Below are 24522 nucleotides of genomic sequence, written 5' to 3'. Positions count from 1 at the left end.
GGCCGTCAGGCAGGCTAGCAGCACTCTTTGCTTAAGACTGCTGCCCTGGGCGACGATGATCAGAGCTGCTTTATTAATGTTTTTGATTGTATTTTTTCTATGTTTTATTTTACCGTTCAAAAGAAGATCACTCTCAATCAGACTCGCGCAGTGGGGCTAAGAAGTCGCCTCAAAAAGCAAAAAACACGCACTGTCCGTCATAAAGGCAGACAATTCGTGCTTCTCATCCTTGTATCTTGCTATATTGAAAAAAAGCGGGTTTTTGAGTGGTAGAGGCGATCCGGGATAAAGCAAATCCCAACCACATTGTGAATTTATTACATCAGCCGGCCGATAACCTCGGTCCGGCCCAGCTGAGGCAGTTGCTCCATAGTGCTTTCGCCGGCGGCGACGAGAATTGCCGTACAGGGGCCGGCTGATTTTGCTGTATTCACCTTCACATGATCGTTGAGAACCAAGTTCAGCCGGTTGTTTTTCGCCAGCTCCCGCGCTTCATGCAGAATGCCTTTTGAACCGACCGGCACAATTTCGGCTGCTGCCTCCAGCGCCAGCAATTCTTTGATGACTTCATAGCCGGGAATCTCGCCAGGCCGGCTGGCCAGCACTTCCGCCCCCACCTTCGGCTCGCCGACGGCAACCAGCCAGGCCCCTGTTTTGCAGGTGTTTACTCTCAGGTTTCTGCGGCTGACCAGACCCAGCGCCGTCATGCCGACAGCGGTGGAAACCGTGGGAAAGTTTTCTTCCGTGCTGCCGGTCAGTACTGCGCCGTCAATCTTTGCGGCTGCCAGTTCGGCCTGAATCCCCTTAAGGATTTGGCGCCCGGTCGGCTCCATTTCATTGCAAACCGCATTGGTCAGGCCGATCACCTCGGCGCCGGCGCACATGACCTCGAAGATGACAACACGGGCTGTAAATCTGCCGGTCAGGAACGGGTCAACTGCGAATGCGTCGCCCGGTTTCAGGCCAATGCCGCCGCAGCTGTCGCAGGCGATGACCAGTTCGCGTTCCTGATCAAGAGCAACAAGGGTCAGATCTCTTACTTTTCTAATTTTATTCATGGTCAATACCCGCTATATCCAGTTTGCCAAGCAGCAGATGGTACAGCAGCAAGGCGGCGGCAATATTCAGTGCGGCGGCGGCGGACAGCACCCCGGTCAGAGTGAGCAGCCCTGCTTTCCCCAGCACCGGCAAGAGCTGAACCGACAAAACCGCTATTCCGGCCGGGCCGTTAATCAGTACGGCGGCAAAAGCGGCCGTCAGGGCCGCGCCGCCTGACAAGCCTTTGCGTTTTCCTGCCAGCCTGCGGTAGATTGCTCCGAAAGCTGCCGTCGCACCGGCCATAATCCCCATGATTTCCAGATGGACCGGCAGCGTCAGGACAAACCCGGCAAACAGCGCCGTTAAGAAGTGACCGGCTGCGCCGATCAGAGCTCCCCAGACCGGGCCAAGCAGCAGCGCGCCTAAAAAACCGGGCATCGAATCGAAGGCGATGGTGCCCATGATTTTCAGATTTGCGCCGATAAAGGACAAAGCGATCAACAGCGCTGCTGCAATCATTTTTTTTATGTTCAAGGTTTTCATCTCCCTGATTCCAAGATTATTCTATTATTGCATTCTATTCCTATTTTGTCCCGAGCTTTTCCATTTCCTCGGCAGCGCCCATAATACCAACCACAGCGTGCTCAAAACTCAATGCGCCCTGCAAATAAACGGCAAATGGCGGCCGCAGCGGACCGTCGGCGCTCAGTTCAATTGACGCGCCCTGGATAAAGGTTCCGGCGGCCATGATGACCGGATCGGCATAGCCCGGCATTGTGCTCGGCTCAGGCCGTACATGGGCGTCAACCGGCGAATATTTTTGCAGCCCCCGGCAGAAGGCAACCATTTTTTCGGCGGAACCCAATTCAATTGCCTGAATAATATCCCCCCTCCGCTCAGCTGGCGCAGGCAGGGTATGGTAGCCCAGCAGGGAAAAGAAAGCGGCGGCGAATACAGCTCCCTTTAAGGCTTGCGCAGTGATGTGGGGCGCCATAAACAGGCCCTGGAAGAGCAGCCGGTTATCAATCAGCGAGGCGCCGACTTCACTGCCGATGCCCGGCGCGGTTAAGCGGAAAGCGGCCAGCTCCACCAATTCCTCCCTGCCGGCAATGTAGCCGCCGGTGGGCGCAATGCCACCGCCGGCATTTTTGATTAAAGAGCCTGCCGTTATATCCGCTCCGGCTGCTGTTGGTTCCAGTGTGTCGACAAATTCGCCGTAGCAATTGTCAACAAAACATACACAGTCGGGGTTAACGGCTTTGATTGCCGCACAGGCTTTTTCGATATCGGCGATGCTTAACGGTTGTCTCATACTGTAGCCGCGGGAACGCTGGATAAGCGCCATTTTCGTATTTGGGCTGACGGCGGCTTTCAGCTTGTCCCAGTCAATCGTCTGATTGACCATTGGCAGCTCTTTGTAGGCGACGCCGAATTCCTTCAGCGATCCCCGGCCCGGATTGGCATAGCCGATGACAGACCGCATGGTATCATACGGCGCTCCCGTTACTGCCAGCAGCTCATCTCCAGGCCGGAGAATACCGAATAATACCGTCGACAAGGCATGCGTGCCCGAGACAAACTGGGTGCGTACCAGCGCTTTTTCCGCACCGAAAACATCGGCCCATACCGCCTCTAATTTTTCACGCCCGGCATCGTTATAGGCATAGCCGGACGTTGTACGGAAATGATGGTCTCCCACCTTGTGTTTACGAAAACATTCCAATAGCTTAAAAGTGTTTTTTTGGGATATTTCCTCAATAGCAAAAAATAATTGACGGGCTTTTTGCAAGGCCTGATCGCGGGTTTCGAGGATTCTCCGGGAAAACGGATACATCATGCTTCAGCTCCTATGGCATAAGTGAGATAATCTTTTTGACGTTCAACAGGCAGTTCTATTTTTACGTAAGTGCCGTCATCCCGGTACTCAGTGCATTTTATCACAGCCGTTTCGTGCAGTTTGGCTAAAATGCCGCTGTCGCTATAGGGAATGAGAAGCTCCATCGCAGCGGTTTGCTTAGCCAAAAAAGCATCAATTAATTGCAGCAGTCCGTCAAGACCGGCGCCGCCGGCGGCCGAGACGGCAATGCTGTGCTGTTCCCGCAGCAAGCCGGGCAACTCTGCGGCGGTCAGCTTGTCGCTCTTATTAAAGACCAGAATGGCCGGTTTTTGATCGGCCTGTAATTCTCCGAGCACCTGGCAAACGGCCTCCATTTGCCGCCGGTGATTGGGATGGCTGGCATCAATGACATGCAGCAGAAGATCAGCGTGCACCACTTCCTCCAGCGTGGCCCGAAAGGCGGAGATTAACTGGTGCGGCAATTTTTGAATAAAGCCGACGGTGTCGGTCAGCAAAACGTCGAGTCCGCTGGGCAGTGTGGTTCGTCTGGTGGTTGGGTCAAGTGTCGCGAATAATTTATCTTCCGCCAGGACGCCGGCTGAGGTAAGCTGATTTAACAGGGTCGATTTACCCGCATTGGTATAGCCAACCAGGGCAATTGCCGGCAAATTTGCGGCAATGCGGTTTTTGCGATGGATCTCACGATGTTTTTTGATCTGCTCAATTTGTTGTTCGATATCACTGATCCTGGAACGGATACGGCGCTTGTCAACCTCCAGTTTGGTTTCACCAGGCCCGCGGGTGCCGATTCCCCCGCCCAGGCGCGACAGCACCAGCCCCTGCCCGCCAAGCCGCGGCAGATGATAGCGCAGCTGGGCCAGCTCGACCTGCAACTTACCTTCATGTGATTTGGCCCGCTGGGCAAAAATATCCAGAATCAGCGCCGTGCGGTCGATAATCTTAACACCCAAGGCCTGTTCGAGGTTGCGTTGCTGAGATGGCGTAAGTTCATCATCAAAAACAATCATATTGGCATTGTGTTCCTGTCTGGCGACCGCTATTTCCTGAACCTTGCCTTTGCCGATAAATAAGGCTGCATCAGGGCGGTCCTTTTTCTGCCGGATTACCGCCGCAACCTCGGCTCCGGCGGTTTCAGCCAGCTGGCCCAGTTCGCTTAGCGAATCGTCAATCGCCCATTTGCCGGTTTGGTCCAGGCCGACCAGAATGACCCGCTCAGTCTGCAGTAAAGGTTCAGCCAGTTCGTTTTTACTGAATAAGCGGTCGGTTTGCAGCAATAATTCAGTAAACGCCAAGCGGGTGAACTCGGACAGGGAGAGCGGTCCGGCGGTCCGGACGTGCATTTGACCGTCGTCAATATCACTGATAAACCCGAAGCTTACCTCCGGCTCATCGCCGGCCGGCAGCGCGCTGATTGCCGCCATAAGATCAAACCGCATATTCTTCAGGGCTGAGATATCAATACCGCTTAAGCGGCTGTCTCCGCCGGGATGGGTATGAATACAGCGGATACCGCTCAGGCGCTTTTCTGAACGGCGGCTGTCGGTGGAAGGCAAGTCAACCGTTCGCAGGTCGCCTACCGCCACCTGCGTTACTTTACCGCGGCGATTTAAGTAAATGGCAACTTCCCGTTCGATCAGCATGCTCAGGGAAAGCATTGCCTGGGCCAGTTCGGCCGTTATCGCCTGGCCTGTTGGAACATTAAATTGATAGAGCTGTTCAAGCTGGGCCAGCAGGCCTTTTTTTATGCCGCCGGTATCTCCATGAATATTCATTTATAAAAAATTCTCTCCTTTAGTAATCTTAAATTAACAGCCGTGTTTTTCCCGGTTATGTAAAATAGCGGCCCGGCGCAGCCGCGGCTGAATGGCGTAACCCTAGCTAGTACATCGTCCGTTTTACCTTGCTGATTAAAGCAAATACGATAATTAGGTATAAAAAAACAGCCAGTAAGCGGACGGCCGCGTTGGAAGAAGTCAGGCCGGGCAGATACTGTCTGCAGGCCGGCCGCAGGCCAAGTATGCCGAAAAAAATAATTACGGCCGCCAGCGTAACGGTTAATTTGTAATTAAAATACCAAATCAAACCTAAACCGGCGCAGGTTAAAACCGCCGCCGCCGCCCCAAAGGTTTTCCTGTACAGGCTGTAATGCTGTTTTTGCCTGCGGGCTGTTCTGGACTGATCCATTGCCATCGCCTCCCCTGTATAATACTAATATGACTGGAGGTTTGGCTGATTATGCACCGGCGCACCGGGGGCTCGGCATTCCAGCCTCTTTATTATAACAAATTTACGGCGGCAGGGACATCCCAGGGTGGGTCATCAACCTAAATCGACAGCCAGATAGACCTTGTTCAACTGCTCCTGGGTAATGCCGATATACCGGCGGAGGTCTTTGGGAGATGAGTGATTCAGCAGATCCATCAACAGCAGGACGTCTGTACCCTGCTGCCAGGCAAAATAAGCAAAGCTCTTTCTCATGGAATGGCTGCCGTAATTTCCTGTAATATTGCACATTTGCGCTGCTTCGGTGATCAGCTGATTGGCATAGGAGCGCCCAATCGGTTTTAATTGTCCCTTCTCCCCTGTCTTATGACTGGGAAATAGGGGCTGCCCGGCCTCGGTTAATGTGTAATGCTGAAGCACGGTCCGGATTTCCGTCCGGATTTTATCGGAGATAGGAAATTCTTTTGTTTTGCCGGTTTTTTGTTCTTTTACTAGAATTTTATCGACAATAGCGCCGTTGCTCTTTTGAACATTGCCAACGGTGAGCGACAATAAATCGGAAATACGCAAAGCTGAATTGACGCCAATCCAAAACCATAATCCGTGCTTTAGGGCTTTGCCTCGCAAATATAGCCGCACCGTTTCCACATCTTTTTTACTGCGAAATGGCTCAACAAACTTCATGTTAAATTCTCCCTGTTTTTAACTGTTATGTGAGATTGTAAGCTTGTTAGGCTTTTTTGTCAAGTTTTAAAAAACTGAGAAACAGCCGTCAAGCCTTGTCTATACTGGCTTTATACCCATAAAACAAATCTCACATAATAGCATTATGTGAGATTTGTTTTATGAATGGTTTTCTTTAATGATAACATATGTTAATTTAAATTAAAACGTTCTGTTAACATATATAAATCGTTATAAATATATGTTAACATATATTAAAAGATATCTAACCTTATTGTAGCGCAGGATTTTTGCTGAAAATGAACACTGGGGAGCGTGCCGTAATGAGCGATCAGGAACACTTAGCCGGAAATAGTAGTCGGGAAAAAAACAAATGGTTAACTTATGGCGGCAGAGTTGATGAGAATTTAATGAATCTGTTGAAAGAAGCCCAAAAAACAGCTGGAATAAAAAAGTTTTCCGATTTTATGAATGATATGCTGAATATCTACCGGGCCAATAAACAGGAGACCGAGCCGCCGCAAATGCAGGTGATAAAAAAAGCGGTTGCCGATATCATCACAACAACCGAAAGCCTGTTGGGCGCAATGCAAATCGTTGAAGACGATAAATTCAGGTCAATTGAGGCGTACCGGCAAAGGTTGCTGGAAACAGAAGAAGATTTGGCGAAAGAATCCCAACAGATCGAGGAACTGGAGGGAAAACTGGCCGGTTTGGAAAAAGAACTTAGCGCCGCCAGACTGAAAACGCAGTCTGCCCACACCGAACTGGCGACTGAAATAGAAAAGCGAAAAAACATCGAAGGAATGATTCGACGGATTCAACAATTTGCTGATGATGCCGTCAGCAAAAGGGAAAAAGCCGAAGCTGAATGCAAGGCAACTGCTGACTGTAGCGCCGGGCTAAAAAATGAAATCATCACGCTCCGGACGGTCAATCAGGATTTGCAGACCAAGCTGGATACGGCTTTAGAGGCCGTAGAACAAGGCCGGCAGGAATTTGACCAGATGAGGGACAGCCAGCGGAAATTAAGCGAAGCATTGCGTTATGAAACCATTCTCCGGAATCGTTTGGAAGAGCGTCTGCAAATTATCGGGCCGCAGCATCAGGCGGCCTTAACCAGACTGGAAACTCTGCAGTCCGAAATAAACAGCCTGCAGGTCAACGGGCAAAAGCCGCTTCAGCAGACTTAACCGCGGCTTGCAAAGAAAAAATCTGTTGTTCAAAATGCCGGCAAGCCGCTGTTGGGCCGTTATACTTTCTTAACCAACTTTATGTATATCGTCGAGATTCTTAAGCGGGACTAAATAGACCTGTTTTTTCGAGCAATTGCCGCAATGCCTTTATTCCCTCCAGAATCTGCCCGGGGCTTAAATGTCCATAACCCAGAAGCAGTTTATCTTTGTGGTTAGTTTGCGAGGGGCAATACCGCGCCAGCGGGACTGCTTTTATGCCAGCTTGCCGGCTGTCTCGCACAAATTGTTCCCCAAACTCCCTGCCGGGAAATTGAAGCGCCAGATGCAGTCCGGACACATCCCCCCAAGGATGTACAGAACTGCCAAAAGCGCCTTTAACAGAACGCAGGAGAAGCTTTCTTTTTTCGCCATATAGCTGCCGCATGCGCCGAACATGCTTATCTAACTTTCTTTTATGCAAAAACTCAGCCAATGCCGCTTGTTCCAGAATAGGATTCTGAACATCGGTAAAGGTTCGAGCGTGTTTCCATTTTGCCTGTAACGCTTTAGGCAACACGGCAAAGCCCAGCCGGAGGGCGGGAAACAATGTTTTGCTAAAAGTGCCAACATAGACCACCTGCGAACAATCCATGGAATAAATTGGACTGACCGGCGAACCCGAATAGCGGAATTCGCTGTCATAATCGTCCTCAATGATATAAAAGTTGTTTTTTACAGCAAGGCGTATAAGCGCAGCACGGCGGTCAGCCGGAAGAATGCCTCCTAAGGGGAACTGATGAGAGGGTGTCACATAGACGGCTGAAATCGCTTTCCCTGTAAGAGCGCCTATATCCGCACCCTGTTGGTCCACCGGCATCCAATGAAGGGGATACCCTTTACTTGCGGCCATGGTATGAATTGCCGGATGAGAAGGACTTTCCAAAGCAAAGGCCTGCCCTTCTTGATACAGCAAGCCTGTAAGCAAGTGAAGCGCCTGCGTTGCCCCCGCCGTGATAAATACATCTTCCGCCTTGACCTCCATGCTTCTGCTTCGCAGCAGCCAGCGGGCAATTTCCTGGCAGAGCGGTTCGTATCCTTTCGGGCCGCTGTAGCCCAATTGATCGGCAGGTAGATTTTCGGCTGCTTGCCGCAGCATCTGTCGCCAAAGCTGCCAGGGGAAATGAGATAAATCGGGCTGGCCGGTTTTAAAGTCCCACCAAACAAGCGGTTTTTTTCTTTGCGTCGGCAGGCTTTCCGTTCTGAAAGCTTGCCGATGCTCAATATGCAGCCCCTGTGCAACACGGGTCGGTGCACCCTGGCGGCTGACAAGAAAGCCTTCCGTCAGGAGAGTGTCATAGGCCGCACAAACCGTATTGCGGGAGACGCCCAATGATTTTGCAAGTTCCCGGGTAGACGGCAACGCCTCTCCCTGGGACATTTGGCCCGTCAATATGCGCTCTTTGAGCGATAGAAAGATTTGACGAGACAAGCTGATTTCAGCTCTATGATGCAATTTGATTCCCCACATAAATCCTCCCTCAAACTGGCTCTATAAAAATATGGTTATACTGGCGCTTAAAGCATACCAGTTATTACGCTATAATTATAGCAAAGATTGGTTTAAATATAAATTGTCGCTAGACTACAGAATTGAGGATGAGCGAAATTAAGGGGAAATTTTTTTTACTGCTTGCCTTTTCACTGGCTGGAACCTCGGTAGTGACGGCGCGCATGCTTGCCGAAAAATTAAACAGCTTTACGATAACCGCTGTTAGTTTAGGCTTGCTGCTCCTATGCTTATTGCCTGTTTATGCCAACAAAACAGCAAAAACCATCCGGCTGCTCAAAATAACTGACTGGAGAATGCTCCTGTTGCAAGCGCTGTTCGGTATTTTTCTGTTCCGTATTTTTCTGCTGTTTGGCGTACATTTAACAAGTACCGTGGAAGCGGGAATACTGACCGGGGCTGCACCGGCAATTACCGCCCTGCTGGCCTGGACTTTTCTGAAAGAGCCCCTTTCCGGAAAAACTATTTTGGGTATTGCTTGTACCATTGCCGGCATTGCTTTGCTGCAGGGGCTGAATTTGCAAGGCGTCGGATTTAGCCGTGATCACTTTTGGGGAAATGCATTAATCCTTTGCGCTGCGGCCAGCGAATCTACGTTTAATGTAATAGCGAGAAAACAGGGAGCAAAAGGATGCTCTACCCGGCTGCCAATGCAGCCGATGGTGCAAATGCTGCTGGTATCGGCGATCGCCTTTGTTTTTTGCCTGTTTCCGGCATTGTTTGAACAGCCCCTGCCTTCAATCCAGGCAATCGGCCGGGAAGAATGGGCGGCATTGGTTTGGTATGGGCTTGTTGTAACCGCTCTGGCTTTCATTTTTTACTATGCGGGGGTACAACGCTGCGACGCTTATACAATCGCCGCGTTTTCCGGAATGATGCCCCTGACTTCAATGCTGCTTTCCGTGTCTCTTTTCAGTGAAAGAATCGGGTATGTCCAGTGGGCGGGAGGCATTCTGATTATATCCAGTATGCTGCTGATCGGTGAAAGCCAAAAACCGCAAGAAGCTAAGAAATGTTCTTTGGGTTTATCACGGAAAAACAACAAAATTTTTTAACTCATTCTATTCTTCTTGCTGAATCGGTTTGCCTTTCCCGGCAGCAGGCGTATCACGCACCGGCTCGGTGCAGATCGTGCAGTACCCCTGCTCAAGCGATTGCTGCCGCAGCAGTAAAGTCATTTCAGCTTTTCCTTCAGCATAGCCCAGGCTAAAGCCGCGCTGCTTGCCCCAGACATAGCCCAGCAGCAGGCCAACCAAGAACAACAGACAGTAAATTACCATTTTAAAGCCTCCTTGTAAAACAGGCTGAGATAAAACAGGCCGGCGCCGCATAATACAGGCCCAAACAGGGCTGGATTCAGCCAGCAGGATAATAGCAGGGCAATGATGGCCAGAAGCAGGCTTTCCACGATTCCGAACCGGTGGGCAAAATTTCTTTGTCCGCTCAGCAGGTCGGCGGAATAATCAAGACAGTCATCAGCCAGTTGTACGGCAATAATAAACAACAGGGAAAACAGCATGATGTTCCAGGAAAACAATATTGCACCCGCGGCCAGAACCAGCAGACACTCCTGCCAGCCGGTCAGCCTGCTGGGGAAAGGCTGCCGCAAATCATTAAACATCCCGGTGATATAGCTGCTGAGGAACAAAGGCAGGCAGATGTCTGCACGGAGACCGGCGCTGACTGCAAGCAGCAGCATTGCATAGACCGGAGTCCCGCTGCCCAAATGCTGCGTCCAGTTATTCTGGCCGGCTGCCGCGTCCAAGTCGCGGTCAAGAAAATCGTCCGTCAGTTTTACGGCAAGCGCACATAACAAGACAGCCAGAGCGATACAAGCAAATTCAAATATTGCGGGAGACATAAGCCTTCACCTCTTTAAAACCATGGCTGTGCAGCGCGGAAACCGGAATGATGCAGGCTTGCACAAAGGCAGCCGTCAACCGGGAAAGATTGTCGCGTGCGCCCGGCAGATCAATTTTATTGGCCAGCAGCAGATAATTGTGGCGCGAGACGCCATAATCGTATAGATGGTGGTCAATGCTGCCGGTGTTATTCAGGTAATCCTTGGTGAGTAGCGATAAGTCGACAATATGTAAGATAAAGTCAGCACTGCGCATAAACCCGATGGTTTGCGCCATGCCCTTCCGGATTGCTTCCTCATGGTTGATTTGCGGCGTCAGGCCGCAGGTATCGGTTAATTTAAAATTAATCGCCGTTTTGCCGATTGCCAGCTTTAAAACAACGGACTGCAGAGATCTGGTTTTGTGGAGACTTGAGCTGCACAGTTCGCGCTTCGCTTCATCGATGGAAAAATGGCGGCAGGTAATCAGACCGTCATAAGTACGAAAGGTTACTTCCACCTGCTTGCTGCCCAGATATGCGGCAAAGTTTAAGGTAAACAAAGTTTTCCCGGAATTAGGCAGCCCGACAATGATAAATTCTCTCATACTGTCCCCTCCGTTATATCTGCCGGTTCAATGCTGATTAAGTCCTGCCGGGTGGTAGTGGATTTGGCGATCAGCCGCACGGCCTGACGCCGGATAGCTTTTTCAATAATATTGCGAATGGTTCGGGCGTTGCCAAAATTTTCGCTGCCGCTCTCCTGATATTTTCCAATCAGCCTTAATAAAGCATTACGGGCTTCTTCCGATAAGGTATATTGACGCAGCGCGCACATCTGTTCGGCAATTTGCAGCAATTGGCGTTGATTATAATCGGGAAAATCAATGTGGATGGGAAAGCGCGATCTCAGCCCGGGATTGGTTTGCAGGAAGGTTTCCATTTCCTGCTGGTAGCCGGCGAGGATCAGCACCAGTTCATTTTTATGGTCTTCCATTGCTTTCACCAAAACATCAATGGATTCTTTGCCGAAATCTTTTTCACCGCCCCGGGCCAGCGAGTAGGCTTCGTCAATAAACAATATGCCGCCGTAAGCTTTTTTTAGCTGGTCGCGGGTTTTCTGGGCGGTATGACCGATATACTCCCCCACCAGGTCCGCCCGTTCAACTTCAATAATATTGCCGTGGGACAAAGCGCCGATTTCACGGAATACTTTGCCCAGAATACGGGCGACAGTGGTTTTGCCGGTACCGGGATTGCCTTTGAAAATCATGTGCAAAACCAGCGGTTCTGTCGATAAATGTTCCTTTTCGCGGCGTTTTTGAATTTCAATAAAGGCATAAATTTCCCTAACCAGTTTTTTGACCTCATTCAGGCCGATCAGGCTGTTTAATTCGTGTAAAATTTCCTCGACCCGCAGATGGCGGTTCGTCGTGTCCGGTTTGGTCTGGGGCATGGCCAGACTGTCCATTTCTCTCAGCAGCTTAAAGGCTTCGGTTGTGGCTATTTCTCCTGTCTTCAATGCTGACAAAACGTCCTGAGGGCAAAGATAAGCCATGTAGATCACCTCATATCCGGCTATGGTGATATATTATACTCAGGATGGGCTAAATGGTGATAAATTAAGCTGAAATATCATATAACCCCCGCTGACGGTGATCGCCGGCGAGGGTTATGTGATATCTGACACGGGTGTTGTATATTCCATTTCCTGCAGGAAGTTTTTTCAGCCTTTGGCTCCGGAGTATTACTTAACCCCGATATTGTTGAGATAGTTCCTGTCGATAAGTTCGCTGATGTCAAAATCTTTTTTAAGAACATTGGTAGCTTTAAGATAGGCCTTGGCCTCCGCCAGAGTTTTAATATCCTCATCCGTAAGCTGCAAACCCCAGTCGATACTTTTAACTGATTTTGCCACCGCGTCGACCGGCACTTTACTCTCCTGAGAAATGACCGCAAACGATTCCTCAGGATGATTTTGCAGATATTCGGCAGTCTTTTGATGGACTTTCAAAAACCGCTCAATTAACTCGGGATTTATTTGGCCAAACTCATTTCTTGCCAAATAAACTCCAACTGTCTGGATAACATGTTTAGAGTCGGCCAATACCTTTCCGGCCTGGGACAGTTCAATCATTGCCACGAATGGCTGCCAGGTGGCAACAGCATCGACATTTCCGGTCGCAAGTGCGTTCTGATGGTCGGAGGTGGGCAGATTGACGATATTAACGTCACTATGGTTAAGACCGTTTTGCTGTAACAGCAACAGGAAAAATAAATGTGCGCCCGATCCTACCTGAACAGCAACTTTTTTGCCTGCCAGATCTTTCACCGAGCTGAAAGCGGAATCGGGACGTACAAGCAAGCCGTAATAGAGCTGATCAGAGTACGCGCGGCCGACAGCCTTTAAATCAATACCGCTGGCCCGGGCGGAAATCGCAGGCAACGGACCTAAATTGGCAATATCAAGTCGGCCTCCGGACAACGCCTCAACCATAGGCGGTCCTGCCACAAACAAAAAATACTTGACCTCTGTCCCGTCCTGATCAAATTCAGCTTCAAAAAAGCCTTTTGCTTTAGCTAAAATAGTAAGTGAACTACTGGCTTGATAGCCGATATGGATTGTTTTCTTTACGGTTGAGCTACTCTTCTCGGCCGTATTCTGTCTGCAGCCAGCCGCAAAGCCAAGCAGCAAAATGACGGTTAAAATCAAGGCAACAATCTTTTTGGACATCATGATTCCCCCCGATCATCCGGTTTAATACATCTGAAATTTAATAAGACCTCCTCCCTCCTCCGACTATCTAAAATGCAGTCTAAACAATTCCACCGGCTTATAACAGCCTGGCCAGATCAGAATCAGGGTGATTGCCGCAACGGCGATAATCATCGTGGTCAATCGGCAGGTTATACTTTTTCCGCAGTTCATGCAATCCGGCCGCTAAACGGATGTAATACTCCAGCGAGGCATTTTTCTGTCCCCGCAGATACGAGCCGGGACGGGGCACCCAGACGGTGAAAACAGTGCTTACGCCCTGGCTCGCCAAATCTTCGGCCTCTTCCAAAATAACCTTCAGCGCCTCATCTTCATCGATATACCCATGTGGCTGGGCAAGTTCGACACCGGCCACAATACATGTATTAACATAACCTCTGCCGAAGATACCAACAGCCCGAATCATCCGCCGTTTCCATTCCTGATAGCCGACCCAGCGGGCCTTACCCGGGCAGAGCCATTCAAATAAGCGTTCCTGCAATACTTCAATATCCGGGGTATAACTCAAAATCCCGGTTTCCTGATAAATCCGTTCCAGCTGATTTTCAGTAAACGCAGTGGCAATCAATTGACTGGGAAACTTAGGTGTAGCAAAGTTATCCCCCACTGCCTTGAGAATTTCAATATAATAATCAACTTCGCTATCAAATGGCGCGGCGCCATGAAAGTCCGAACCTGAAGTCAGACAGACCGCGGTAAACCGGCCCGGCTCTTTTAAAGCTGCCCGCACAGTTTCAGCCACATCACTCGGTTTCAATCTAGGTGGAAGATTGAGTTCCGCCTTTTGTTGCTTTAAGTTATTTACAATATCACAGAACAGGCATTCCTGCTGACTGCTCCAGAAGTGGCAGTACCGGCTGGGCATAAGATAAAGCCGCTGCGGCCGCGCGCTGGCCACAAGGCTCATTGGAATTCCGCTGCTGGTCGTCAAATTGTAGTAATCAGGTTTTGTCCAGTATTCAATCTCTTCAAGTTCGACGCCGGCATCCAGCAATACCAGTCGCCCATCGCACAGATCCACAAGGTAAGGATTTTGTTCCAGCGGCGTCGGACTGGTGAGGACTGAGGTTCCGTCACGTAAAATAAAGGCTTCGGGCCGGTGGGCCAGGATGCCGTCGCGGGTGCCAAAGATATGGGTCCCAGCCAATTGATGGATAGCCGGGTCTGCCACGCGCAAAGCACGGTTCGTATAATGAACGCCCCGACGCTGAATATCGGTTTTTAACATGACCAAACGGGGAAAGTGTGGATATTTTTCCCCCACTTCACTCAGGCTTAATTCCTGAGGTTGTTGTTTCAATGCAACTGACATCGGTATCTCCATCCTTTGCTTTAGTATTTGGCCAAACGATCCAGGTGCTTAAAATACGGTCGCTTCGCTTCTTCCTGCTGACGCCGGACCGAAAAGCCCTGATCGACAATCTCCTGCGGCTCAATCACCCAAACTGCCGCTAAATCGGCCTCGCTATTTTCCCTCCGGACCTGTTCGTAATACTTTCGGAATGCGGGACCGCTGACGATGGTTTTCAAAGGACGCCCTTTGATCTGGTAACTTCCGCCATTGGCCCCCGCCACCGCCACTGTGACCGGACGGTTAAACCAGATGCTGCGCACCATGTTTTTATTGGTATGGGACGATTCCAGCAATTCAAAATAGATGAAATGATTCTGTTCATCCAACTGCAAAGATTTTTTCACCACGGCGTGGGGCGCTCCTTGCTCATCTGTAGTTACCAGCAGCTTAACCGTATCTTCTTTAGACAACAGTGCGGCAAGTTCTTCATTGATTAAAACAGCCATTTCTTTCTCTCCTTTTGTTGCTTTTGCGGCAATAAAAAAGGCAAACCTACCTTAACGGATCGGTTTGCCTCTGGTTATTTGCCAGTTAGCCTGTAAATTGACTATTTTTAAGTATCGTATCATACTAATTAATTCATGTCAATAATTACCAGGAAATCGTCTTGTTATGCTATTAAACACTGCTCAATCACAGCTAATGTTGGGTAGCCAGCAGAACCCCGATTTGTTCGGTGTAAGGCTTAAAAGCAGTCGGTAAAGCCAAATTCTCCGTCAACTGCTCCGGTTTCAGCCAGATCAGGCCGGCGGTGCAATTTGCGGCATAAACCGCATAACCTGTCATTTGCCATTCGAGATGGGTGAAAACATGTTTGGCGGCCGGCAGCTTATGAATGGCGTCTACACGGACACCCCAGAGGGCCAGTAGTTCTTGGGCCTTTGCTGTTGTAAGACAGCTGTTTTCATTCGGCAATTCCCACAACCCGGCCAGCAGGCCTTTCGCCGGACGCTGTTTTAATGCAACCCGGCCCTGCGCCAGAATGACGAAGACGGTTTTCTGTTCCTGACGCCTCGCTTTTTGGGCCGCCTTTACCGGCAGGGTCGTGACAATATCGAGTTCCCGGGCCCGGCACAGTCCCGCAACAGGACAAGAGGCGCATTTAGCAACGCCTCTTGGCAGACAGATCATCGCCCCCAGTTCCATCAAGGCCTGATTAAAATCACCGGTGCGGTCGTCCGGCAGAATTTGTTTTAACATACCGGCCATCTGCTTTTTTACGCTTTCTTTGCCAATGTCCTCAGAACAGGCCGTTAGGCGGGCAACTACCCGCAGGACATTACCGTCTACCGCCGGCACGGGAATGCCATAGGCAATAGAGGCAATTGCCCCGGCCGTATACGGCCCGATTCCGGGCAGCGTCCTCAATTCTTCATAAGAACGGGGAAGTTCGCCGCCGTACTTGTCCAGCATGAGGCCTGCGGCTTTTTGCAAATTTCGCGCCCGGCTGTAATACCCCAGGCCTTCCCAGAGTTTTAGCAGCTGCTCGACCGGCGCATGCGCCAGGGCGGCAATATCCGGCAGCGTCCTGATAAAACGGTCGAAATACGGCTTAACGGCTTCCACCCGGGTTTGCTGCAGCATGATTTCCGATATCCAGACATGATAAGGCGTCGGCTGTTCGCGCCACGGCAGGATACGGGCGTTGGCGTCATACCACGCCAGCAGCGGCTGTACAATCAATGCCAAATGTTGCTCGGTCTTATTTATTTCGTTTAACAATATCTTTTCGCCTTTTCTATTAGTTTTGCATAAATACGGAGCAAATGCGGTTCAACCGAATAGGCGGAAAGCCTGTCGGCCTCACACCAGCGGACCGCGCTGTTTTCCGCCTTGTTTGCCGTTACCGGCTGGGTTTCATCGGCAACAAGCAGGTACGCCGCCGACAAATGGAGATGAGCGCTGATGTATTGTCCTTTTTTGAAATGCCCGTATACCGGGAGAATATCCAGTGAATCCAGTTGGCCGGTCAGCGGTTTGGCCTGTTTGATTCCGGTTTCTTCGGCAGCTTCCTTGCAGGCAACTTCCAGCAGGTCGGCGTTGCCGTCCGCATGACCGCCTGTCCAGGACCAGGTCTGATAAATGTGATGATGTACGAATAATACCTTGTTTAACGCCGGATTGAGGATGAGTCCCGAACCGGTCATATGGGCAAAGGCATTGTCCCGGAAAAGCAGCTTTTCCGAAAATCGCGCAATCATATCCAGTATTACTTTTTGATCGTTTTCTTCCTGAACGCAGCGCGGCGTATAGCTTTGCACCGCTGCAATAAAATGCATAGGACTCCCCTCTTTCAGCTTAAGCCGCGCTGTTCTGCGCCCGGCTGCGCTTACTTGATGTAATGCGGCCGGCGCTGGCTAAAATAGACGGGTTTTAAGTTGCTGAGCTCCGCAAGCTGCATTGCCAGCCTGAAATCCCGGCCGATATCGTCGGCATTATGGGCGTCGGAACCGATGGTGGCCAGCCGCCCGCCTAACTGATAAAAACGCTGGTAAATGGGCAGCAGAGCCTGGACGGCAGCCGGACTGGACAGGCGGCGGGTATTGATTTCAATTGCCTTTTCGTGTTGGGCCGTCAGTGTCAGCACCTTGTCAATCGCCGCGGCAAATTCGCTGTAGTACAGCTCAGGATCGGAATACCGGGCATAGCGGGCAATATAGTCAATATGGCCCAGTGTGTCTATGCACTCATATACGCTCAGACATTCGGCCATTGCGGCAAAGTATTGCTGGTAGACCTCCTGTTTGGAGCGCTCCCGGTAAAAAACTTCCTGATATATATCGATATTTTCAATTACATGAATCGATCCAATGACATAGTCAAACGGATTGGCGGCAATCAGCCGGCGGTTTTCCGTCAGGCAATCCAGTCGCATGCCGATTTCCACGCCCAGCATCACTTTATGGCTGCGATAAGGCCCATACTCGGTCAGATATTGATGAATATCAAAGGTAAAAGCGTCAGGCTCCGGATAAGCCAGATCCATATGTTCGGTTAAGGTAATCCCGATTCCAAGCTCCTCAGAGCGCTGCAGCGCCTGGTTAATATGCATTTTGGAGTCAGAGGAAAAACGGGTATGAATATGCGTGTCAACAATCAATTTTTTAACCTCCGCTGTTGTATTATACCGGCAGGCACACCGCCTGGTTAACATAGTAATAAAGCACTCATGATAAATGAGTGCTGTCAGCCTGCAGACCATGTTTTTTCGAATAATGCCGGGAAAACACCGGTTAGATTCAAGGCTACGTGAAACCCGAGACGCCGTTTCTTCGAATGTTCAAGACCCGCTTCTCTTAGCAGGTGGGCATTCTAGTTAAGTTTTTGCCGTCCGCTCAAGGCGGCTTGGCAGCTGCTGTAACATCGAATTCCCTATGTCAATGCGTAGGTTGAACATTGTGAAGATGACGTACCCCTCAGGTTGTCCATGTAGTGTTTTTATCATAGCACATCTTGTAAAGCGCCACAAGTGGGATTATTGCCGTTCATACTGCCGGAAACAAAAAAACGGTCCCAGGTTTGGCCCTGGGACAATTTTTTACTGTTTTTCTGTTGTTTTGGCCTCTTCTCTTTTTTCATAATGGCTGGTTAAGGGACGGAAGGGTGTAATTGTTGATATCGCATGCTTATATACTAATTGTTGTTTGCTGTCATTTTCAATAATTACGGTGAAATTGTCAAAGCCTTTCACTGCCCCCCGCAGTTGGAAGCCGTTGACTAGGTAAATAATTACCGGCACGTTTTCTTTGCGAATTTGATTTAAAAAACTATCTTGCAGATTGATCACTTTAGTTGTCATGATTAAACCCCTCCGGTTATATTTTCTCTATATATTTGTAATTCTACCCAAGACAAAACTTTCCTGCAATATGCTTGTAAATAATTGGCAATAGGATTTTGGCATCTTCGCAATCATCAACATTTACCCAGTGAATATACGGCATTTTATTATACCAGGTCAATTGACGCTTGGCGAAATGGCGGGTGGCTTGTTTGATGGCGTCTATGGCCGCGTTTAAGCTTACCTGGCCGCTCAGATAAGCAATGATTTCCTTATACCCTATGCCCTTCATTGACTGGCAGGCTGGCGACAGTCCAGCGGCCAGCAGTGAGGAGACTTCCTCTACCAGCCCTTGTGCTATCATATTGTCCACTCTGCGGTTGATCCGGTCATATAAATGCTGTCTGTTCATCGTAAGCCCAATGACTGTAGCGTCATAAACGGGCTGATGGCAACCGGCAAGTTTACGCTGCGAAATGTTTTCACCGCCCAGAGAATGAACTTCCAAAGCCCGGATAATCCGCCGGAGGTCGTTGGGATGCAGCCTGGCTGCAGCTGCGGGATCAGCCTCAAGCAGCAGCTGATGAACATATTCGTTCCCCCTGGTTTGAGCCAGCTGCGTTAGTTTATCACGATACCCGGCATCACCCGGCGTTATGTTGAATTGGTAGCCTTCCAATAATGCTTTGACATAAAGCCCGGTACCCCCGGCAAGAATCGGAATTTTGCCAGCAGCATTGAGCTGGCTGATGTGGCGGTCCGCCAGTGAAATAAATTTGGTTACGCTAAACTCTTCCTCCGGCTCCAAAATGTCAATGAGATGGTGGACAATTCCATTTCGCTCAGCAAGACCGGGTTTGGCGGTACCAATGTCCAGGCCGCGATAGACCAGCATGGAGTCACCGGAAATAATCTCGGTATTAAGTAGTCCGGCCAGTTCAATGCCAAGTCTGGTTTTACCAACAGCAGTTGGTCCGATGACTGCAATTAATCGCTGCATTTTGTTCTCCCTGTTTCAATGATGCCATAACAGATACTGCTGTATTTGCCTCCAACGATGGTTTGTATGCCCAGTCCGGCGAATATACTGCTGTGGCGGGTTTCTTTGATTACAACCCTCTTTCCGGCTACTCTGACGGCCTGCTGAAGAGCGGCGGTCGTCAGTTCGCGGTTGTCGGCCAGCAGCCGCAAGGGCTTAATATTGGAACTGCTGGCAATGGGACGGCGGAACATCGGATCAAAATAGACAACGTCAAAGCTTCCGGCCGGCAGTCCGGCAAGATAATGCTGATAATCGGCATTCACTACAGAAATTCGCCGCAAAGCGGCGTCAATGCTGTTCGTTTGGTAATTCCTTAAGCCGTTGCCGGTAATTAATGCAACAATTTTCGCTGCTTCCAGGCCGGTAACCTGCCCCGGCACTCCCGTAACATAGCTTGCCACAATGGCATCGGTTCCCAGTCCCAGCGTGCAATCAAGCACTGACATTCCTTCCTGCAGGCCCATTGCATTTACCATATGGTCATCTTTGCCATTTATGAGATTTTTTATACGTAATTCCGCCATGCTCGGATGGAAGAAAAAGTCGCCGCCGGGAGTATGGGCCACCAATCCTTTTCTGGTAACGGCGATAATCACCTCAGCCTGATATTTGACTTTTATCTGTTCCAGCGATTGGCTGCCGCGAGCCACAAACGGAGCGGGCAATTGTCCGGCGATAGTATTGGCGGCCTCTTCCAGAGCGCTGCCTGGTTTAACGGCGGTGGTAATGATGCAGTTCATTGTTAATCACCTGTATTATGTACGTTTAAACATTTTAGCAAGATCCTGCGGGGTAAACCTGATGATTGCGGGTCTGCCATGCGGGCAGGTATAGGGCAGTGTGGTTTGGCACAGCTCATTGAGCAAGGCCTGGATTTGCCGCATGTTCAAGGAATCGCCGGCTTTTATGGCTGCGCGGCAGGCGGTTATCTGCAGACAGGCATGGCGCAGTTCCTGCGCGGATGGCTGATGCAGCTCCTGGACGGCCTGCAGTATTTGACGGACAATCTGTTCCGCCTCGGACAGCGGAATATCGGCCGGTATCTCCAGTAGCCGCATGGTATTTGGACCAATAAGCTCCAGACTGAAGCCCAGCTCAAAAAACAACTGCCTGTTTTCGGCAATTAAATTGCAGTCGGCTTCATCAAATTCAATAAACGGCGGGACCAGCAATTGCTGCGCCGGAATGCGCTCAGTGGATTTGCCCAGCTTGTCATACAGGATACGTTCATGAGCGGCATGCTGGTCAACAATAAACATGCCGTCCTGATTATAAGCAATAATATAGCAGTCGGCAATCTGGCCCAGCGGGTATAAATCAAAATCAGTCTGACCGGACGGCTGGCTGTTTCCGGCGGAAGGAGCAATATGGTCAAAAACAGCCAGCGGTGATTCCCGGGCAATCAGCGCCTGCGCAGCACCCAGGGATACCGGCTGCCGGGCAGTATCCAAAAGCTCCAGCTGACGAACGGCGGCATACTCGGGGCGTCCGGCCGGAACCGCAGCTGCCGGCTGCGGATAGGCGCGGTAGGCCGGGCCGCCGGGAAGGCTTACCGAAGCGGCGATCTGGCTGGGCGCCTGCTGGGCGCGAAGTGTTTCGGCGACAGCATGATAAACCGCCCTGAACATTTTATTGTCATCGGCGAACTTGACCTCGCTTTTTTGCGGATGGACATTCACATCAAGGCTGTCAACCGGAACCGTTATACCGAGCACGGCCAATGGATAACCACTCTTCGGCAACAGCGAATGGTACGCATTGTCCAGCGCTTTGGCAATCACCCGGCTGTTCACCACCCGCGAATTTATAAAAAAAGTCTGCCATTGCCGGCTGCTTTTTAACAGCGTCGGTTTTGATAAATAACCGGATATGACCATATCGTCTTCAGTAAAATAAACCGGCAGCAATTCCGCACTAAGGGTATTGCCGTAGAGGCTGGTTAGCGTGTCGCTTAAGTTATCATTGCCGGGCGTTGCCAAAACCAGCCGGGTATTGTTAATGAGTTTAAAGGCAATATGGGGGTGAGATAAGGCCAGCTTGACGACAATCTGATGAATATGCGAACTTTCCGCCGCCGGTTTTTTCAGAAATTTTTGCCGGGCCGGCGTGTTATAGAACAGATCTTCAACAACAACCGTTGTCCCGATACTGCCGCCCGCCTCCCGTACATCGGTAAGCACGCCGCCCGCCACTTCAACCAGAGTGGCCAAATGCTGATCCTGCAGCCTGGTCGTCAGGGAAAACTTAGCTACTGCCGCAATGGTCGGCAGCGCCTCGCCCCGAAAGCCCAGCGTACTGATCTTGTTCAAATCGCCGGCGTCGCTGATTTTACTGGTGGCATGCCGTAAAATAGCCAGTTGTGCGTCAGCGTGGCTCATACCGGTACCATTGTCGGTTACCCGGATAAACCGGATACCGCCTTCGCTGATTTCAATTTCAATTTTACTGCTGTGCGCATCAATGGCATTTTCCACTAATTCCTTGATAATCGATGCGGGACGGTCTACCACCTCGCCGGCGGCAATTTTATTGGCTGTATTCTCATCAAGCACACGAATGGTTGTCATAGTTGTCCAGACTCCTTTCTGGCTTCGGTCTGCAGGCGGTATAAAATATTCAGTGCTTCAAGGGGGGTGATGGACAATACGTCGATGGCCAGCAAATCAGCAGCCAGGGCTGACTCGAAGAGGGAAGATGACAGCGTGGCGGCAGTCTGCTCTACCTGGGGCTGGCGTACGGCCGGCGGGTGATTTTGCTCCAATTCGGCGAGAATCCGGCTGGCCCGGTCAATCAGCTTTTTGGGCAGGCCGGCGAGCTGAGCCACGTGGATACCATAGCTTTTGTCGGCGCCGCCCGGCACAATCCGGCGCAGGAATACCACATCCCGGCCCCGTTCCTTGACTGCAACGGAATAGTTTTTAATATTGCGGCCATAATCAGCCAGTTCGGTTAATTCGTGATAATGGGTGGCAAACAGGGTTTTGGCCTTAATCCGTTCATTGATGTATTCAATTACCGCCCGGGCAATGCTCATGCCGTCAAAGGTGCTGGTGCCGCGGCCGATCTCGTCCAACACAATCAGGCTTTTGGCGGTGGCGTATTTTAAAATCTGGGCAACCTCATTCATTTCGACCATGAACGTACTTTGACCTGTTGACAAGTCATCGCTGGCGCCTACTCGGGTAAAAATCCGGTCCACCGGGCTGATTACCGCTTCACGGGCCGGGATAAAGCTGCCGGTCTGCGCCATGAGCACCAACAAGGCAACCTGGCGCATGTAAGTGGATTTACCCGCCATATTTGGTCCGGTAATGACCATAACTTCATTCTCATGATGGTCCAGCAGAGTATCATTCGGCACAAATAATTCACGCTGCAACAGCCGTTCAACCACTGGATGCCGGCCGTCTTTAATTAAAATAGCGCCATTGGTCCTGATCTGCGGTCTGGCATAATTATAACGCTCGGCCGCTTCGCTGAGACTGACCAGGGTATCCAGCAGGGCGATCTGGCGGGCTGTCTGCTGAATTTGCCTGATGTCGCTTTTAATGCTGTCCCGGATTTCGCTAAACAATACATATTCAAGCGACACGATTTTTTCCTGAGCGCCCAGCACTTTGGTTTCAAAATCTTTTAATTCCGGCGTAATATAGCGTTCGGCATTGGCCAGCGTTTGCTTACGGACATAATTGACCGGTACGGCTGAGCTGTTGGAGTGAGTTACCTCCAGGTAGTAACCGAACACCTTGTTATAGCCGATTTTCAGTGATTTTATACCGGTTCGTTCCCGTTCCCGGGCTTCCAGGCTTTGAATCCATTCCCTGCTGTCCCGGGCAATGCTGCGCAATTCGTCCAGTTCAGCATGATAGTTTTCTTTGATTAAGCCGCCGTCCCGGAGCGATATTGGCGGCGTTTCGGTTATTGCCGCGTCGATCAGCCGGACGATGCTGCTATGGTCGGTCAGAGCAGTACCTAACTGAGTAAGCAGGGCCGTCCGGAAATTTGCCAGGGAGTTTTGCAGGGCCGGAATTACGGCCAGGGAATCCTTCAGGGCAATTAAATCACGGGCGTTGGCTGTTCCTACCTCCACCCTGGTTAAAATGCGTTCAAAGTCATAGACTGCACTTAAAGCGGTTTTGACCAGCTGGCGCTCAGCCGGCTGGTCCAGCAGCTCGGCGATGGCGTCCTGGCGTTCCATAATCCGGCCTGCGTGCATCAGCGGATATTCCAGCCAGTTTTTTAACAGCCTGCCGCCCATCGCCGTACTGGTATAATCAAGTACGCCGAGCAGGGTTTCCTTTTTGCCGCCGTCCCGCATATTGCGGGTAACTTCCAGGTTGCGCAGGGTCGAGGTGTCCAAAACCAGACTATCGGCGAAATTGAGATGAGTAAGACGGTTAAGATGCGATAAATCATTTTTTAACGTCTGATGCAAATAAAACAATAGGATGCCCAGACTCAATTGTGCGCACTGACAATCAGGCAATTCTTCCGCTGCAAAGTGCCGGCCTGGCAGGCCGGTAATGGCTTCTGCGTCAAATTCCTTAAAATTACTGACGGCGCAATTGGCTAGACGGCTGTTGATAAAAGCCTTGAGCTCCCCGTCATTGGCAATTTCACCGGCAATAACCAATTCCGCCGGCATTAAACGGTAGAGCTGATCACAAAGCGCCGGCAGGCGGTTGATGCCCTCATAGCCAACCCACAGGCATTCACCGGTGCTGATATCGGCGGCGGCCAGGCAGAGGGTTGTTCCCCTTTCGGCAATAACGGTCAGATAATTATTGCTTTGATCCGGCAGCAGCGTTTCCGATAAAACCGTGCCCGGAGTAATTACCTTAATCACTTCGCGTCTGACTATACCCTTGGTTTGCTTGGGATCTTCAACCTGTTCACAGATTGCTACTTTAAAGCCTTTGTTAATTAAGCGGGCAATATAGTTTTCAGCAGCATGATAAGGTACGCCGCACATCGGAATGCGCATATTTTGTCCGCCTTCACGGGAGGTTAGGGTGATTTCAAGTTCCCGTGAGGCAATTTCAGCATCAGTGAAAAACATTTCATAAAAATCACCAAGCCGAAAAAAGAGTATTTCATCCTGATGCTGGCTTTTTATGTTTTTATACTGTGCCATCATTGGCGTATCATTGGCAGACATTGTCTGTTCTCCTCTTCGGTAAAATAC

Annotated in this window: 24 protein-coding genes and 1 other RNA gene; 2 read left to right on the top strand and 23 right to left on the bottom strand. The window is 50.4% G+C overall.

The window, feature by feature from the left end; translation table 11 throughout:
- Positions 1 to 317: 317 nt before the first annotated feature.
- From BLR06_RS02265 to BLR06_RS02240, 6 genes are all read right to left on the bottom strand, one after another.
- On the bottom strand, positions 318 to 1058 hold the full coding sequence (locus tag BLR06_RS02265; protein ID WP_092067865.1) for an AIR synthase related protein: 741 nt from the start codon (positions 1056 to 1058) through the stop codon (positions 318 to 320).
- Complete coding sequence (locus BLR06_RS02260) at positions 1051 to 1572, bottom strand: ECF transporter S component (RefSeq protein ID WP_422699798.1); 522 nt, start codon at positions 1570 to 1572, stop codon at positions 1051 to 1053. The genes BLR06_RS02265 and BLR06_RS02260 overlap by 8 nt, the downstream gene beginning before the upstream one ends.
- A 49-nt stretch (positions 1573 to 1621) precedes the next feature.
- A complete protein-coding gene (locus BLR06_RS02255) occupies positions 1622 to 2872 on the bottom strand; it encodes a methionine gamma-lyase family protein (protein ID WP_092067861.1) in 1251 nt (416 codons plus the stop codon).
- Positions 2872 to 4668, bottom strand: coding sequence for a GTPase HflX (gene hflX / locus BLR06_RS02250; protein WP_092067859.1), 1797 nt, complete (start codon positions 4666 to 4668; stop codon positions 2872 to 2874). The genes BLR06_RS02255 and hflX overlap by 1 nt, the downstream gene beginning before the upstream one ends.
- A gap of 106 nt (positions 4669 to 4774) precedes the next feature.
- Positions 4775 to 5080 carry a hypothetical protein gene (locus BLR06_RS02245; protein WP_092067857.1) on the bottom strand — a complete coding sequence of 102 codons (306 nt, stop codon included), beginning with the start codon at positions 5078 to 5080 and terminating at the stop codon, positions 4775 to 4777.
- 135 nt (positions 5081 to 5215) lie between these two features.
- Positions 5216 to 5803, bottom strand: coding sequence for a tyrosine-type recombinase/integrase (locus BLR06_RS02240; RefSeq protein WP_092067855.1), 588 nt, complete (start codon positions 5801 to 5803; stop codon positions 5216 to 5218).
- Positions 5804 to 6126: 323 nt separating this feature from the next.
- Between BLR06_RS02240 and BLR06_RS02235 the strand changes: the two genes are divergently transcribed.
- Positions 6127 to 6996, top strand: coding sequence for a hypothetical protein (locus BLR06_RS02235; RefSeq protein ID WP_092067853.1), 870 nt, complete (start codon positions 6127 to 6129; stop codon positions 6994 to 6996).
- Between the two features lie 100 nt (positions 6997 to 7096).
- Here the strand turns inward: BLR06_RS02235 and pdxR are convergent, their stop codons facing one another.
- On the bottom strand, positions 7097 to 8506 hold the full coding sequence (pdxR, locus tag BLR06_RS02230) for a MocR-like pyridoxine biosynthesis transcription factor PdxR (RefSeq protein WP_092067851.1): 1410 nt from the start codon (positions 8504 to 8506) through the stop codon (positions 7097 to 7099).
- Between the two features lie 128 nt (positions 8507 to 8634).
- Between pdxR and BLR06_RS02225 the strand changes: the two genes are divergently transcribed.
- Entirely contained in the window at positions 8635 to 9600 is a 966-nt protein-coding gene (locus BLR06_RS02225; RefSeq protein WP_092067849.1) for a DMT family transporter, read from the top strand.
- A 6-nt stretch (positions 9601 to 9606) separates the two neighbouring features.
- On the opposite strand, the gene BLR06_RS02220 is transcribed toward BLR06_RS02225, so the two are convergent.
- From BLR06_RS02220 to mutS, 16 genes are all read right to left on the bottom strand, one after another.
- Positions 9607 to 9825: a hypothetical protein gene (locus BLR06_RS02220; protein WP_092067847.1), complete on the bottom strand. Its 219-nt coding sequence runs from the start codon at positions 9823 to 9825 to the stop codon at positions 9607 to 9609.
- Positions 9819 to 10406, bottom strand: a complete 588-nt coding sequence (locus tag BLR06_RS02215) for a hypothetical protein (RefSeq protein WP_092067845.1) — start codon at positions 10404 to 10406, stop codon at positions 9819 to 9821. Before BLR06_RS02215 ends, BLR06_RS02220 begins: the two co-directional genes overlap by 7 nt.
- Positions 10387 to 10992, bottom strand: coding sequence for a GTPase domain-containing protein (locus BLR06_RS02210; protein ID WP_092067843.1), 606 nt, complete (start codon positions 10990 to 10992; stop codon positions 10387 to 10389). Before BLR06_RS02210 ends, BLR06_RS02215 begins: the two co-directional genes overlap by 20 nt.
- A complete protein-coding gene (locus BLR06_RS02205) occupies positions 10989 to 11942 on the bottom strand; it encodes an AAA family ATPase (RefSeq protein WP_092067841.1) in 954 nt (317 codons plus the stop codon). The genes BLR06_RS02210 and BLR06_RS02205 overlap by 4 nt, the downstream gene beginning before the upstream one ends.
- 189 nt (positions 11943 to 12131) lie before the next feature.
- On the bottom strand, positions 12132 to 13121 hold the full coding sequence (locus tag BLR06_RS02200) for an ABC transporter substrate-binding protein (protein ID WP_092067839.1): 990 nt from the start codon (positions 13119 to 13121) through the stop codon (positions 12132 to 12134).
- Between the two features lie 97 nt (positions 13122 to 13218).
- Positions 13219 to 14472 (bottom strand): radical SAM protein, encoded by a 1254-nt coding sequence (locus BLR06_RS02195; RefSeq protein WP_092067837.1) that lies wholly within the window; start codon positions 14470 to 14472, stop codon positions 13219 to 13221.
- 20 nt (positions 14473 to 14492) lie between these two features.
- The gene (locus BLR06_RS02190; protein ID WP_092067835.1) at positions 14493 to 14960 is read right to left on the bottom strand and encodes a pyridoxamine 5'-phosphate oxidase family protein; all 468 of its coding nucleotides are present in this window, start codon (positions 14958 to 14960) and stop codon (positions 14493 to 14495) included.
- 193 nt (positions 14961 to 15153) lie between these two features.
- Entirely contained in the window at positions 15154 to 16236 is a 1083-nt protein-coding gene (gene mutY / locus BLR06_RS02185; RefSeq protein WP_217636818.1) for an A/G-specific adenine glycosylase, read from the bottom strand.
- Positions 16230 to 16793 carry an NUDIX hydrolase gene (locus tag BLR06_RS02180; RefSeq protein WP_092067833.1) on the bottom strand — a complete coding sequence of 188 codons (564 nt, stop codon included), beginning with the start codon at positions 16791 to 16793 and terminating at the stop codon, positions 16230 to 16232. The genes mutY and BLR06_RS02180 overlap by 7 nt, the downstream gene beginning before the upstream one ends.
- A 50-nt stretch (positions 16794 to 16843) precedes the next feature.
- Entirely contained in the window at positions 16844 to 17614 is a 771-nt protein-coding gene (locus BLR06_RS02175) for a histidinol phosphate phosphatase (RefSeq protein ID WP_092069779.1), read from the bottom strand.
- Between the two features lie 149 nt (positions 17615 to 17763).
- Positions 17764 to 17940, bottom strand: a non-coding RNA gene (ssrS, locus tag BLR06_RS02170) — 6S RNA.
- Positions 17941 to 18052: 112 nt separating this feature from the next.
- Positions 18053 to 18313: an RNA chaperone Hfq gene (gene hfq, locus BLR06_RS02165; RefSeq protein WP_092067831.1), complete on the bottom strand. Its 261-nt coding sequence runs from the start codon at positions 18311 to 18313 to the stop codon at positions 18053 to 18055.
- A gap of 43 nt (positions 18314 to 18356) precedes the next feature.
- On the bottom strand, positions 18357 to 19295 hold the full coding sequence (gene miaA, locus BLR06_RS02160) for a tRNA (adenosine(37)-N6)-dimethylallyltransferase MiaA (RefSeq protein ID WP_092067829.1): 939 nt from the start codon (positions 19293 to 19295) through the stop codon (positions 18357 to 18359).
- Entirely contained in the window at positions 19283 to 20077 is a 795-nt protein-coding gene (locus BLR06_RS02155; RefSeq protein WP_092067827.1) for a class I SAM-dependent methyltransferase, read from the bottom strand. Before BLR06_RS02155 ends, miaA begins: the two co-directional genes overlap by 13 nt.
- A gap of 15 nt (positions 20078 to 20092) precedes the next feature.
- Positions 20093 to 21904 (bottom strand): DNA mismatch repair endonuclease MutL, encoded by a 1812-nt coding sequence (gene mutL / locus BLR06_RS02150; RefSeq protein WP_092067825.1) that lies wholly within the window; start codon positions 21902 to 21904, stop codon positions 20093 to 20095.
- Positions 21901 to 24495 carry a DNA mismatch repair protein MutS gene (mutS, locus tag BLR06_RS02145; protein WP_092067823.1) on the bottom strand — a complete coding sequence of 865 codons (2595 nt, stop codon included), beginning with the start codon at positions 24493 to 24495 and terminating at the stop codon, positions 21901 to 21903. Before mutS ends, mutL begins: the two co-directional genes overlap by 4 nt.
- Positions 24496 to 24522 lie beyond the last annotated feature (27 nt).

The organism is Dendrosporobacter quercicolus (assembly GCF_900104455.1).
GTDB classification, from domain to species: domain Bacteria; phylum Bacillota; class Negativicutes; order DSM-1736; family Dendrosporobacteraceae; genus Dendrosporobacter; species Dendrosporobacter quercicolus.
Note: the sequence above shows the minus strand (reverse complement) of the source record. Positions and strands in the feature narration are given on the sequence as shown.

Excerpts from the sequence above, each read along its gene's own strand:
- BLR06_RS02225 (WP_092067849.1), top strand. The coding sequence starts at position 8,635 with ATGAGCGAAATTAAGGGGAAATTTTTTTTACTGCTTGCCTTTTCACTG.
- miaA (WP_092067829.1), bottom strand. The coding sequence starts at position 19,295 with ATGCAGCGATTAATTGCAGTCATCGGACCAACTGCTGTTGGTAAAACC.
- BLR06_RS02195 (WP_092067837.1), bottom strand. The coding sequence starts at position 14,472 with ATGTCAGTTGCATTGAAACAACAACCTCAGGAATTAAGCCTGAGTGAA.
- hfq (WP_092067831.1), bottom strand. The coding sequence starts at position 18,313 with ATGACAACTAAAGTGATCAATCTGCAAGATAGTTTTTTAAATCAAATT.
- BLR06_RS02180 (WP_092067833.1), bottom strand. The coding sequence starts at position 16,793 with ATGCATTTTATTGCAGCGGTGCAAAGCTATACGCCGCGCTGCGTTCAG.
- BLR06_RS02205 (WP_092067841.1), bottom strand. The coding sequence starts at position 11,942 with ATGGCTTATCTTTGCCCTCAGGACGTTTTGTCAGCATTGAAGACAGGA.
- BLR06_RS02245 (WP_092067857.1), bottom strand. The coding sequence starts at position 5,080 with ATGGATCAGTCCAGAACAGCCCGCAGGCAAAAACAGCATTACAGCCTG.
- BLR06_RS02200 (WP_092067839.1), bottom strand. The coding sequence starts at position 13,121 with ATGATGTCCAAAAAGATTGTTGCCTTGATTTTAACCGTCATTTTGCTG.
- BLR06_RS02255 (WP_092067861.1), bottom strand. The coding sequence starts at position 2,872 with ATGTATCCGTTTTCCCGGAGAATCCTCGAAACCCGCGATCAGGCCTTG.
- mutL (WP_092067825.1), bottom strand. The coding sequence starts at position 21,904 with ATGACAACCATTCGTGTGCTTGATGAGAATACAGCCAATAAAATTGCC.
- pdxR (WP_092067851.1), bottom strand. The coding sequence starts at position 8,506 with ATGTGGGGAATCAAATTGCATCATAGAGCTGAAATCAGCTTGTCTCGT.
- BLR06_RS02215 (WP_092067845.1), bottom strand. The coding sequence starts at position 10,406 with ATGTCTCCCGCAATATTTGAATTTGCTTGTATCGCTCTGGCTGTCTTG.
- BLR06_RS02265 (WP_092067865.1), bottom strand. The coding sequence starts at position 1,058 with ATGAATAAAATTAGAAAAGTAAGAGATCTGACCCTTGTTGCTCTTGAT.
- mutS (WP_092067823.1), bottom strand. The coding sequence starts at position 24,495 with ATGTCTGCCAATGATACGCCAATGATGGCACAGTATAAAAACATAAAA.
- BLR06_RS02220 (WP_092067847.1), bottom strand. The coding sequence starts at position 9,825 with ATGGTAATTTACTGTCTGTTGTTCTTGGTTGGCCTGCTGCTGGGCTAT.
- BLR06_RS02240 (WP_092067855.1), bottom strand. The coding sequence starts at position 5,803 with ATGAAGTTTGTTGAGCCATTTCGCAGTAAAAAAGATGTGGAAACGGTG.
- BLR06_RS02190 (WP_092067835.1), bottom strand. The coding sequence starts at position 14,960 with ATGGCTGTTTTAATCAATGAAGAACTTGCCGCACTGTTGTCTAAAGAA.
- BLR06_RS02155 (WP_092067827.1), bottom strand. The coding sequence starts at position 20,077 with ATGAACTGCATCATTACCACCGCCGTTAAACCAGGCAGCGCTCTGGAA.
- BLR06_RS02210 (WP_092067843.1), bottom strand. The coding sequence starts at position 10,992 with ATGAGAGAATTTATCATTGTCGGGCTGCCTAATTCCGGGAAAACTTTG.
- BLR06_RS02235 (WP_092067853.1), top strand. The coding sequence starts at position 6,127 with ATGAGCGATCAGGAACACTTAGCCGGAAATAGTAGTCGGGAAAAAAAC.
- hflX (WP_092067859.1), bottom strand. The coding sequence starts at position 4,668 with ATGAATATTCATGGAGATACCGGCGGCATAAAAAAAGGCCTGCTGGCC.